11 protein-coding genes are annotated in these 12716 nt (G+C 33.9%); 3 read left to right on the top strand and 8 right to left on the bottom strand.

Annotated elements, in window-relative coordinates; all coding sequences use genetic code 11:
* Nucleotides 1-3: 3 nt before the first annotated feature.
* On the bottom strand, nucleotides 4-567 hold the full coding sequence (locus tag NBE98_RS20730) for an ECF transporter S component (protein ID WP_250816904.1): 564 nt from the start codon (nucleotides 565-567) through the stop codon (nucleotides 4-6).
* Nucleotides 568-790: 223 nt separating this feature from the next.
* Here NBE98_RS20730 and NBE98_RS20735 point away from each other — a divergent pair, with 223 nt between their 5' ends.
* On the top strand, nucleotides 791-946 hold the full coding sequence (locus tag NBE98_RS20735; protein ID WP_250816905.1) for a lmo0937 family membrane protein: 156 nt from the start codon (nucleotides 791-793) through the stop codon (nucleotides 944-946).
* Between the two features lie 106 nt (nucleotides 947-1052).
* Nucleotides 1053-2237 carry an NAD(P)/FAD-dependent oxidoreductase gene (locus tag NBE98_RS20740; RefSeq protein ID WP_250816906.1) on the top strand — a complete coding sequence of 395 codons (1185 nt, stop codon included), beginning with the start codon at nucleotides 1053-1055 and terminating at the stop codon, nucleotides 2235-2237.
* A 111-nt stretch (nucleotides 2238-2348) separates the two neighbouring features.
* Here the strand turns inward: NBE98_RS20740 and NBE98_RS20745 are convergent, their stop codons facing one another.
* Nucleotides 2349-3944 (bottom strand): peptide chain release factor 3, encoded by a 1596-nt coding sequence (locus NBE98_RS20745; protein WP_250816907.1) that lies wholly within the window; start codon nucleotides 3942-3944, stop codon nucleotides 2349-2351.
* 68 nt (nucleotides 3945-4012) lie between these two features.
* A complete protein-coding gene (locus NBE98_RS20750) occupies nucleotides 4013-4588 on the bottom strand; it encodes an ATP/GTP-binding protein (protein ID WP_250816908.1) in 576 nt (191 codons plus the stop codon).
* 187 nt (nucleotides 4589-4775) lie between these two features.
* Between NBE98_RS20750 and yidA the strand changes: the two genes are divergently transcribed.
* Entirely contained in the window at nucleotides 4776-5594 is an 819-nt protein-coding gene (yidA, locus tag NBE98_RS20755) for a sugar-phosphatase (RefSeq protein WP_250816909.1), read from the top strand.
* 32 nt (nucleotides 5595-5626) lie between these two features.
* Here the strand turns inward: yidA and NBE98_RS20760 are convergent, their stop codons facing one another.
* The 5 genes from NBE98_RS20760 to NBE98_RS20780 form a co-directional block, all read right to left on the bottom strand.
* Complete coding sequence (locus tag NBE98_RS20760; RefSeq protein ID WP_250816910.1) at nucleotides 5627-6655, bottom strand: hypothetical protein; 1029 nt, start codon at nucleotides 6653-6655, stop codon at nucleotides 5627-5629.
* Nucleotides 6656-6774: 119 nt separating this feature from the next.
* On the bottom strand, nucleotides 6775-7095 hold the full coding sequence (locus tag NBE98_RS20765) for a PTS fructose transporter subunit IIB (RefSeq protein ID WP_250816911.1): 321 nt from the start codon (nucleotides 7093-7095) through the stop codon (nucleotides 6775-6777).
* Between the two features lie 86 nt (nucleotides 7096-7181).
* Nucleotides 7182-9191: a BglG family transcription antiterminator gene (locus tag NBE98_RS20770; RefSeq protein ID WP_250816912.1), complete on the bottom strand. Its 2010-nt coding sequence runs from the start codon at nucleotides 9189-9191 to the stop codon at nucleotides 7182-7184.
* Nucleotides 9192-9343: 152 nt separating this feature from the next.
* Nucleotides 9344-11404, bottom strand: coding sequence for a DUF5054 domain-containing protein (locus NBE98_RS20775; protein WP_250816913.1), 2061 nt, complete (start codon nucleotides 11402-11404; stop codon nucleotides 9344-9346).
* A gap of 2 nt (nucleotides 11405-11406) precedes the next feature.
* Entirely contained in the window at nucleotides 11407-12711 is a 1305-nt protein-coding gene (locus NBE98_RS20780; RefSeq protein WP_250816914.1) for a CehA/McbA family metallohydrolase, read from the bottom strand.
* Nucleotides 12712-12716 lie beyond the last annotated feature (5 nt).

Genomic DNA, 12716 nt, shown 5'->3' on the forward strand with positions numbered 1-12716 from the left:
TTTTTATAATAGGTTTTTGATTCCTGCCTTCTTCAGTGCTCCAAGAAGTGGAACTGCAATTAATATTCCTATTACCACTTGAGCTATATTTGTTGGAATATCCTTTGCTGAAAGTATTAGTGCTTGAGTAAAGGGCTGCTTATCAGCTTGAAGTAAGGATAAGATTATAGCTCCTCCTAAGTAGTAAGCTACTATCATAAATATTCCTGCTGTAATAAAAGCTAGAATATTATTGCCAACTTTTTCGCCTTCCAAGCCTGACTTATAAGCTAGAATTGCTGCTATATATGCCATTACACCTTTTATTATAAAGGTAAATGGAGCCCAAGTCATATATCCGTGAGCCAAGTCAAATAATGCCATTCCTATAGCTGATGCAATTGCAGCTTTTTTCTTGCCTAAAAGTATTGCTGATAAGAACACCATGCTGTCTCCTGCATGCATTACTCCCATAAAGGTTTGAAAATGAATCATGGATGTTGCTATGAATACAATAGCAGCCATTAATCCAACTTGGACTATTTCTAGTACTGAATTATTCCTTAATGCCTTTTCTTTTCTTTCCAACTTAAGAACCCTCCTACTTACTTAGCAATGTGTTTAATTGGTTTATATAATTTCTTTAATTCAGCGCGCTTAATTCTCTAATACCATTATATGTTCAAAACAAGATTTTTTAAAGTGTATGGGTTCAATTATAGTAATAATAATAACTAATACTGTAAATACTAAATGCACATACAAAAATATACACTAAACCTAGCTAAAAGAAATATAGGAGGGTTTTGTTATGACTATTTTACGTTGGATAGGCGGTCTTGTGGTTTTATTCTGGCTAATAGGTCTTATATTCAGAATCGGCGGCGGTCTAATCAATCTTCTGCTTATAGTGGCTGCAGTTGTATTTATAGTTGATGCGCTTTTTGGGCGAAGAAAAACCATGTAGCATTTAAATATCCAAGTTCATAAAACTGAGCTTGGATATTTAAATTTGAAAGTCATAAGCACCGATAATGCTTATGTGCATCAGAACAATAAATGGGGGCTTAAAAATGAAGGCTGCAAAAGATAAAACCTTTTGGAATCATATAAGCAGAAATTATAAGGCTTATCCTAAATTATCTTCGAATATAAGCTGTGATGTAGTTATTGTAGGTGGAGGTATTTCCGGCTGTCTTACCAACTATTATCTATCTCAATATAATATCGATACAGTTGTTATTGAAAAAGAAAGTATAGCTCAAGGCAGCACTTTATTAAGCTCCGGCATACTCAAATGCGAATTAAGCAAAGAACTTTCAGAACTCTCAAAGCTTATTACAAAAGAGCACGCTGTAAGGGCTTATAAGCTGTGTCAGAAATCTATAGATGATGTAGAAAGTATTTTATGGAATATATCTAAATCTTGTGATTTTAAGCGAATAGATAATCTTTATATTAATAGACTTAAGGATACAGATTTGAAAAAAGAGTTCAATCTTAGAGCTTCAGAAGGGTTTGCTGTGGATTATATGGATAAAGAGCTTGTTCAAAGCAATTTCGCTTGTTTAGATAGTGACGGAATTTATTCCAAAAGCTTTGCTGTAATAGACCCTTTAAAATTTTGCCACGCATTGATAAAAGCCTCAGCTTCTAAAAATGCTAGAGTATATGAAAATACATCCCTTACAAGCCTTGATTTTGCACAAAATAAAATACGAGTAAACACTCAAGAATACAGCATTACCTGCAAAAAAGTTGTTTTTACAGCCGGTTCACAGGCTCTTAAGTTAATAACTGATAATATAGTAAGATTTATTCCCTCTTACACCCTAGTAACAAATGAGCTTAAAGACTTAAACTGGTGGTATAAGAAATGTTTAATACATGAGGTCGATGAAAATATCTATAACATACGACCTATTAATAACAATAGGATTTTAATTCAGATGCATACACCAGAAGAAAGCACAGTTGACGATATAAGTAAAAAACTCGATATTATGCTTAACAAAATAAGAACTTTACTTCCCGAGAATAAAGGTCTTAAAGCAGATTACTTTTGGAAATGCTCTTATGCTGAAACAAAGGATGGTCTTCCATACATAGGAGAGCACTCGGACTTTCCAAACTGCTACTTTAATTTAGGTCTTGGAGGCAGCGGAGACACTCTATCCGCTGCAGGAGCTCAGATAATTAAGGATTTAATATTGTACAATAGCAGCCCGGATTCCAAAATCTTCAACTTTAAACGATAAAAGCGATGAAAGCCTTGTGCTTTCATCGCTTTTATATCTTCTTATCTTCTTATCTTCTTATCTTCTTATCTTCTTATATTTATATATTTATATATTTATATAAATATGTTGCTACTCGTTATTTTTAGCAATATCTGAAAGTACTAAACCTTTGTTGTGTTCAAGGGCCCAGCTTATTGCCCAATCGCTTTGGAACAATAACAGGTTTCTGTCTCTAAAATCTTTTACTCTCTTAGTATCACTTGTTAAATTAAGCTTCTCTACATCTATTTCAGTATTCTCAATCCACCTGATATACTTAAACGAAAGTCTATCCATCTTAATGTCAACACCATATTCATGCTTTAGGCGATATTCAAGCACCTCAAATTGAAGTACACCAACAACACCAACAATTATTTCTTCCATTCCAACATAGAGCTCTTTATAAACTTGTATAGCACCTTCTTGAGCAATTTGGGATATACCTTTTATAAACTGTTTTCTCTTCATGGTATCAACAGTTCTTACTCTAGCAAAATATTCAGGTGCAAAGGTTGGAATACCCTCAAATTTATATTTTTTAGGACTTTCGCATAAAGTGTCCCCAATACTGAATATACCTGGGTCAAATACACCAATTATATCACCTGCAAAAGCTTCTTCGATAATTTCTCTATCCTGAGCTAGGAATTGCTGAGGCTGAGTAAGCTTAACTTTGTTCCCTGCCTGAACGTGATGAACTTCCATACCTTTTCTAAATTGTCCTGAGCAAATTCTCATAAAGGCAATTCTATCCCTATGCGCTGGATTCATGTTAGCTTGAATCTTGAACACAAAAGCAGAAAACTCAGGATTAACAACACTAATCTCACCTTGATCTGATTGCCTTGGCAGCGGTGAAGGAGTTAAATCTAAAAAGTATTGTAAGAATGGCTCGACACCAAAGTTTGTAAGAGCACTTCCGAAAAATACTGGAGTTAATTCTCCTTTCCTTACTTTCTCTGCATCAAATTCATCGCCTGCTATATCCAAAAGTTCTATATCTTCTATAAGTTTTTTATGAAGGTTTTCTCCAAGTAAATCATTAAAGACTTTGTCTTCAATACTTCCTTCTACTGACTCAACCTGTGTTTGACCGTGATTTCCACCATCAAAGGCCTGAATTACATTTTTCTTTCTATCATAAACTCCCTTGAAGTCAGCGCCTGTTCCTATTGGCCAGTTAATTGGATAAGATTTTATTCCAAGTTCATTTTCTATATCCTCCATAAGCTCGAAAGGATCTCGTGTTTCTCTATCCATCTTATTTATAAAGGTGAAGATAGGAATTCCTCTAAGAGAACATACATGGAACAATTTTTTTGTCTGCTCCTCAACACCCTTGGCTCCGTCAATAACCATTACCGCACTGTCTGCAGCCATTAGTGTTCTGTAAGTATCCTCACTAAAGTCCTGGTGACCAGGAGTATCCAAAATATTTATGCAGTATCCCTCATAGTTAAACTGCATTACAGATGAAGTTACAGAAATACCTCTCTGCTTTTCTATTTCCATCCAGTCTGAAACTGCATGCTTTGACGCCTTTCTAGCTTTAACAGAACCTGCAAGTCTTATAGCACCCCCGTATAGTAAAAGCTTTTCTGTTAGTGTAGTTTTACCTGCGTCTGGGTGTGATATTATAGCGAAGGTTCTTCTTCTTTCTATCTCATTAATTAATTCTGACACTAGCTCTCTCTCCTTTTCTATAGTATTACTTATCTATATTGAAAGGCCTGCTAAATATAGCAGACCTATTATGCTCCTTGTTCTACGTCCTTATTCAATCCCATAATCTCTAGTATTTTTTGTGACCTTTCCTTTGTTGAGCCAGTAACTTCTATATAAGTCACATTCTCAGCCTCCAGGAAGCTTTTTATAGCGGCATCAACTTCTAAAGCAGCATTTTCATCCTGCCATCTAACTCCATCTTTTGAATAGCCAAATTCTCTTGGTACAAAGAAAATATGTTCATACTTTGGCAAATCTCTTAATGCAAGGTAGTATAAATCCTTCAATATTTCTATTTCCTTCTTTGTCCTCTTCTTAGTTCCAAGCATATATCTTCCATATATATATGGTACAAAGGTTGCATAGTCAGTAATAGCATAATCAAAGGAGCTTAAATCTTCTTCTATTTTTTGCTGTCCTAAATATATTCCGTATTGCTCAGCAATGGATTCAATCATGCCTTTATCTCTAAGGTAGTCAGTGCTGTATTCTGAAGCACAGCCAACACTTAACCCCATTATTTTCATTTCAACATACAATTGCTGTATTAAGGTAGTCTTTCCACACCTTGGTCCACCAAGTATAGCTATTCTTGTAGCCATATCTCCATCCACTCCGAATATTTATTTTAAAACCTAGTAGATTATATCAGTTTTCCACCTTTATTTCAATTATTTTTTAGAAGATAAGCATGACAACATTTACAATACAATATGTTCCATTCATTTTTTATAGTTAAATGATATAATAATAGTGGTTAATAATCAAATGAATACTGGGAGGGTCTAAATGTATAAATTAATCGCACTTGATATGGACGGAACACTTTTAAGAGAAGATAAAACTATATCTAAAAAAACTTATAAAGCAATACAAAATGCCAGAGCTAAGGGAGTAAAAGTTGTTTTAGCAACCGGAAGACCTATAGATGGTATTAGAAAATATCTTAAAGAACTTAATCTAATTAATGATGAAGATTATGCTGTGGCTTATAACGGTGCTCTTGTTCAAAACACTAAGACTAAAGAAGTTATAGCTCAAACTCTAATGTCCTTAAAAGATATTGATTATTTATATAAATTGAGCCAAGAGCTTAGAGTTAATATACATGCCCTAACAGAAAGTAAATGTATAACTCCAAAATGGAGCAAATATAGTCAGGTGGAAGCAGATATAAATGACATTCCTCTAGAATTTGTTGACTTTAATAACTTAGATAAAGACACAACTATAGTTAAGATAATGTTTATTGATGAACCAGAGCATCTTTCTGAAGTTATAGCTAAGCTGCCTTCTGAAGTTTATGAGAAATACTCAGTATTAAGAAGCGCTCCTTACTTCTTAGAGTTTCTTGATAAGAATGTTAATAAAGGTGCTGGAGTTGAACTTTTAGCAAAGGAACTGGATATTAAGCCTGAAGAGGTAATATGCGTTGGTGATGCTGGAAATGATATTCACATGCTTCAGTATGCAGGACTTGGGGTTGCTATGGACAATGCTTTTCCTGAAGTTAAAGAAATAGCGGATTATATTACTCTATCAAATGATGAGGATGGAGTTGCACATGTTATTGATAAATTCGTACTAAGTGAAGTTACAAACGCATAAAAACTGGCTGTCTGAATTCAGGCAGCCAGTTTTTAATCCTTCCATCTTATAATTATATTACCTACAGCGGTAATTACAACTCCAATAGTTAGTCCTATGATATAGGCTGAAAATTTTTCTACAAGTATCCAGCCCCATATTGCAGATATAGGATACCAGTATACAGCGCCTAGATAAACAGCTGTAACTGAACCTGTTACAGCACCTGCAACATTTACTAATAACGTTCCTTTAGGCTTTTCATAAAGAAAGGGAAGACCTCCTTCTGATATTCCTATAAGTCCAAGCTTAAAAGCTTCTCTTCCCATTTCTCTCATGTCTTCGTCATATATTCCTCTTTTTCTAAACAACCTATCAATGATTGTCGAAAGCCCTATTCCTACTGGGGGAATAACTATAGCAAGATTAATTGCTGTCATAGGCATAATAAATTTAGCTGAAAGAGGAGTTCCAAACAGTATCGCTATCTTATTAATAGGCCCGCCTAAGTCTGATGCAATAGCAGCAGCTGTAAGAATGGCATACACTATTTGCCCAGCCATTCCCCATTTATGCACCATCCCAATAAGCATTTTATTGAATTCACCAAAAAGAGGTGCTATAAAGAATATATGTATTGGAAGCAGCAATATAACAGTTACTAAGGGTATTATAAATGTAGGAACCACAGAATTATATAGTTCCTTAAACACTATTCTTTTAGCCAGATATCTAACTGAAAACCCAGCTAAAAAGGCTAGTATCAACGTCCCAAAAAAACCTGAATCATAGGAGTTTCCAATTGGGTTTGAAGCAATCCAGCCAAGAGCTAGTCCTGGTATCAATCCAGGTTTATCTGCTATCGAGTAGGCTATAAACATTGAAAAAATTGGCAGTATAAGAGCAAACAAAATAGAAGCAAATTCACCTAAATATACACCTGCATCTGTAAAATTTCTACTTATAAGCATATTAGAAAATATTTTAACCAGTGAGGCTGTAGTAAACAAAGGACCCATATAAGATATCCCAGTCATCGCATGGCTTTGAAGAGACATTAAGCTTTGTTTTATATTTTTCAAATATCTCACCAACTCAATTCTTATAAATTGTGGCTTTACAATGTTCCTAATTTCTTCTTTTATACATAAATCAGAATTTCTATTACATTTTGCGAAGCATAATGTAATAATTTGAATGTTTATATATATTTCTCATTAATAAGCTTTAGTGCATCCTGTAAAACACCTACTCCATCAACAATGGGTGCATTTACTGGTACTATATGAACTACTTTACCGCTAAACCTTTGCTCGTCCAAAACTTTTTGACTTACAGCAAATATTACTACGTCAGAAAGCTGTATATCTTCCTTTGTCAGCCTATTTTGTATCCCTAAGGCACCTTGCCTCTCCACCTTAATATCATATCCAAGCACTTTAGCAGCTTTTTCTATAGCTCTTGCTGCTATATTTGTATGCGCTACGCCAGTAGGACATGCTGTTACAGCAATAATTTTCATAAGTAATGCCTCCTAGTATTCCTTTTGTGCCCATAAAGATTATCAATCTTTATGCTCCTAGTATTCCTTTTGTGTCTATAGTTTTTTTACTCTAGTATAAATTCTAATACTTCTTCTTTGTGTTTGCAGTTCAATATTTTATTTATAAGCCTGTTATCAGACATGATATCATAGATACACTCGAATATAGCTTGTATTTTATTTAAGTCTTTTTTTCTTATTGACATCATAATTATGATGTCAATCTTGTTGTTTTCATCCCAGTTAAGCTTATTGCTTAACGCACAAATACTTACAACGGACTTGTACACTTTATTCATATCTCCATGAGGCAATGCGACTCTTCCGCTTGCGGTGGAGGCTATTTTTTCTCTACTTATTATAGAATCATAGTAATCCTCTGCCACATATCCTTTTTGGTACATCAACTTGCTTATTTCATAAACGGCTTCTTCTCTAGTTGAGAAGTTCTTATTAATGAATAGCAAATCTCTATCTATTAGTTGAAGTACATTCTTTAAATTATTTTTTTTAGCAATTTCAGGAGATGTACTTCTTGACATAAACTTCTCTATATTATCCAAATCCTCTTGCAGCAGCAGTGGATTTACCCTTATCACAGGAACAGAATCTATTACAAGTGGTATGGTAGTTATTATAAAATCTATATTATCTAATTTCTTATTTTTTAAATCCATTGAAGATAGAATATCCACTATTTCTATATTATTGAAAACTCTTCTTAGCTTTGAAGATACAAGCTGAGAGGTTCCAATTCCAGTACTGCAAACAAAAATGATTCTTTTTTTGTCTACAAGGTTATTTTTCATTCTTTCAATGGCTGCTTCTATATGAAGAGCAATATATGCAATTTCATTTTCATCTATTGCCAGCTTGTACCTTTCTTTTATAATCGTAGAGGCTGATACAGCTGCTTCAAAAGAAGCTACGTAAGAGTTCTTTATACTATCAAGAAGTGGGTTTTTTACAGGCATATCATGAACTAATCTATTAAGCGCAGCTCTAATATGCATAGATAGCCCTTTAAGCAAAATCTTGTCATTTATTAAATCCATATCCAAGGCTTCAGCAGCTTTTGCTACCATTTCTTTGCATAATTCTTCTACACTATCGCTGACATCAGCTCTATTTAATACCTTTCCTTCGTCATTTATAATATTAAACTGAACCTTTGATCCCAAAATGTGGATTGATATGTATGCACATTCTGTTTTAGAAACATTTATTAGAAATGCTTTTTCAATATTTTTTGCAATGAACTCAGCAATCTTATATTCCCTTGTTATTTCTAAACTAGACAAAATATTTTCTGTAAAATTAACCTGGCTATTACTTTTAATTCTTTTTATTGCTACTGCTATATGTATCAAAAGCGATGCAAAAGCATTATCAGTAAAATTCCACTGAAACTTATCAGCAGCTTCACAGATTATCTTTTCAATTTCTCCAAGATTTAAATCGCTAAACAGATTAAATAAATCCTTTTCAAAGCTGTACTCACCGGTGTCTATCCTAGTTGAACCAATATATGTTACTAATTCCTTTACAGGCATAACATAAGATAACCTTGAAAATAACCCTGCTATTAGCGTTCTTAGCTTCTTTTCATCGCCAATTATTTTTATACCTCTGTTCGTGGTTCTTTTTAATTTTAAGCCATTTTTGACAATAATATTTTCTACGTAGTTTAAATCATTTTCCAAGGTGCCTCGGCTTATATATATTTCATCACACAACTCTTGCATAGTAATATAACCTAAAGCTTGTATCAGCTTCAGCAAAATATATTCCTGCCGTTCTTTTGGTGAATTAGGTATTTTAGGGTTGTTAACACTTATTGAAACATATAGTCTTTCTTTATCTTTTTCGCTTCCTTCTATCCATATTCCTAGTTTTGGCTTTCTATAAAGCAGCAGTTTATGCTCCTTCACTAAACCTTCTATTATATCTAAATCTTTGGAGATAGTTCTTTCCGAAACATTGCATATATGTTTTAATTCTTTTAATGTAAGGACACCTTTTGTTATTAGGCTTTTCATTATCAGTATACATCTATCGTTTAACAAGCCCTCCATATTTATCCCCCTGTAATTTTAATTCAACTGCAAAATCTCATATTAAAAACTACTTTTATATGAAAATTGTAAATATTTTTATTATCATATAATTATATGATAACTTAATTCAAATTATTTTTCTACCCTAAAAAAGGAAAGGTCTCCCTTTCCTATTTTATTGATATTTTAAACCTACTAATTATATCTTCTTCATACCACATTTTAAAATTAGTTCCCCATAAATTATTATATAGGTTAAAATGAAGTCCACCTTTTAGATCTGCATATTCTTGCTCAAAATTATACAAGCGTTTTTCGCCTAAAGATAAAAGTGTGGAATCTAGAGGAACAATGCTTACATGTGAATCACCCATTGTAAAATCAACTGCCTTTATTGAATGATAATTCCTATTGCCAGCTTCGATTACCTTAAAAGGATTTATACTCTCGCAAAGTTTAATAAGCTCTACATCCTCTATTCCATTGTTTTCTGTAAAATGAGAAACCCATATGGCCTCAGGAAGCCTTACTGCGTCTTTATTATAAAGATATACACACATATCTATTTCATCTGCATTGAATTTATATTGAATTACCATTTTTTGAGGGCATCCATATTCAATGCATTCATTATTACCAAAACTTCCTTCAATAATTAATTCATTATTATTTTTATAAGCTTTATTTACACTGCCTTTAAATTGAATATTTTCCTTTGGTAGTGCCCTACCCTCAGCACCAAGTTTAAAAAAGTCTGGAATACCCCAAAGCCTATTCTCTTCAAGATTAACCATGTATTCCTCTCTCCACTTATCAAAGGTAGCTTTTCCAAAAAGCTCATAATTAACCTTTCCTAAAACAATTCCCTTTTGTTTATTTGCAATATTTATCTTTAAGCTTCCATCTGTTAATATTTCCACTTCATAATTATCAAAATAATATTTTTTGTTAAATGAAAGCTCTTCGTTGCCTTTACTATATCTTGACCCGCTCTTTAATTCGTTAATTGCTTCTCTTGCTTCAGCCTTTAAGTTGTCAGGCAAGACTTCAATAGCCTCTTCAATATACTTTCTCTGCTCCTCATGAGAGGCATCAAAGTAAGAGTAACTCCTGTCCTCCCATTTCATATGCTTAACTTGGGCTGCAAACTCCTTCTTTGCAAATTCTCCATATTTTGAATACTCTTCAGGTATATAAGCATCGCTTAATTTATCTAATGCCCTAGCCTTTATAAAATCCTGCTTACTCCAGTTTTTATAATCTGCCAAATATTTTTTTAAATCCAAGCCCCAGGTGTGCTCTGGAACCATCAACAGGTCCCTTAAAAATTCTCTATATACTTTACTATCTTTAACCAATTTTTTATCCCTTAACCACCTGTCTTTTAATCTAAGCAATTCCAAAAAACTAGAAACCTTAAATGGATCAGTAGCTATTCCATGAATCCATGTATCTCCTATTTCATCAGTAATAACTGGAAGCTTATCCTTAACCTTTATCAGTTCCTTAGCATAATCATCTAAGGTCGAAGCTTTTACTTCAGCACCAGGAAACTTGCTTTGTATTTTTTTAAGCTGCAGCTCAATATCCTCTTCTGATGGAGGTCCTAGGTTGTCTCCCGAGTGGGCAAAAACCAGTACCTCTTCTAAGTCTGGCACAATGGTTGTTTTACCGTAGCCTTGGCAGTAGTCCACTATTATTTCATTTCCCTTTGAGTCTCTCCAAATAAAAGTATCTGGAACCTTAGGCTTATGTGATACATCATTTACTCCCAGATGAAGGTACTTTATCCCGTTTATGCAAAGGGGTTCTATTATGCCCCTTGTATGCCCTGGAACATCAGTCATTTTTGCAGCAATAGTGTCTTTTGCAAACTTAGTATCTAGGGCTTTTGAAATTGATATTCCAAATTCAAATAGGTCTCTATCCATTAATTCGCTATGAGTCGTGAATGGCAGCCCATGCCAAACTATATTCCCCTTTTCAATAGCTTCAGTAAGTTTATTCTTTTCTTGAACGCTTGCTCTTCTAAAGTACTCATCGATAAGCCACGAACCTACTGTCCATACAAATTTTTTATTTCCACCATCTTTGTTTACCTTCTCAGCTAATTCAATTGCCTTTGGAATAAAACTGCTTATATATTTATCAATTACATTTTTAGCTAGGTCTGTAAAGCCTACATCTAAATGCGTTTTGTATACTACATGAACCTTTCTAATGCTTTCCATGGTTATTCCTTTCCGATGTAAATAGGATTTGATATAGCAGCAAGCAGCTTATTTCCCGGAATGACCTGTCTCCATACTTCCAGACGATAAAACTTACGTTCAGAAGCTTCAAAACTGAAGGTTTTTGTACTTTCAGTAGATATTTTATAGACTGCCTCCATTCCCTTGTCTGAAATCAGTCTTATTTCATCACCTATAGATAAGTTTGAAACCTTTGCCATTCCCTTTAACCCTTGCGCTTCTTCTATTAAATCTCCCATAATTGCATCTTTAATATTAAAATCAATTATTGGGCCGCTTGCTGTGAAGCTTACAAATCCATGGCCTGCTTTTAGAGCTTTAATTATATCTGACTGTCCCCTAGACTCGCTGTATATAAAGGTAGTAGGAGCCCCTATCATTCTAAACATTTCATTTTTATGGCTGTCACTTCCTCCAACTATAGGAATTCTTTCGCCTTCCACTAACCTGGAATGCCACCATTCTACTGCATCAAGCTCTGAATCCTTCATCGGTCCATTCCATATTTCTATTGCATCAAAAGGCACATCAAAGCCCCATTTCCACCCGCAGTATCTGCAAAATGGATGGTTCAAGGTAATAAAAGCTCCGCTTTGTCTAGCCTCCTGCATTATTTCCACTGTTTTTTCCTTGTCATTAGCTACAAAGTTCTTTATAGGACTTTGTACTCCCAAGAAGTTGCAGTGACCTTTGTAGTGAGTCCATTCCATTCCTGGCATTACAACAAGTGAATCGCTTGACCTTATATATTCATTTTGAGAAAAGGTATTATGATCTGTTAAGAAAATAAAGTCCATACCATGAAGCTTTGCCATATTAATTACATTCTCAACATTATACTTTCCATCTGAATGCTCTGAGTGCATATGAAGATCGCCTTTTAACAAAACTCTTTCTTTGAACGTAAATTTAATATTAATGCTTACAGAACAACCTTCCTCTTGAATTTTATAGGCTCCTAATATTAAAGCCCATTCTCCTTCGTTTATTACTCCTCTTACATAACCAGGAGTAGCCTCATTTTCAGTTATATAAAAGTATAATCTTTCAGAGCCTGACCACCCTCTGAAAGATTTGTTTTCGTCTCTCACTGCAATATCAATTACATTTATTTCTTTATTAAATACGTCCCCTGCTTCATTTTCAGTTATATCTCTTCTCTTATAAGCATAAGAAACTTCAAGCCTGGAAACATCTTTAGGAATTGAGAATGGTATCTCAAAATATGCCTTTTCCTTATCCTTAGTTATAAGTCTTTCAAAGTTTAGCTCCTTAATATTTTGCATTTACA

Origin of the sequence: Clostridium swellfunianum (assembly GCF_023656515.1) — a bacterium.
In the GTDB taxonomy this organism is placed as follows: domain Bacteria; phylum Bacillota; class Clostridia; order Clostridiales; family Clostridiaceae; genus Clostridium_AT; species Clostridium_AT swellfunianum.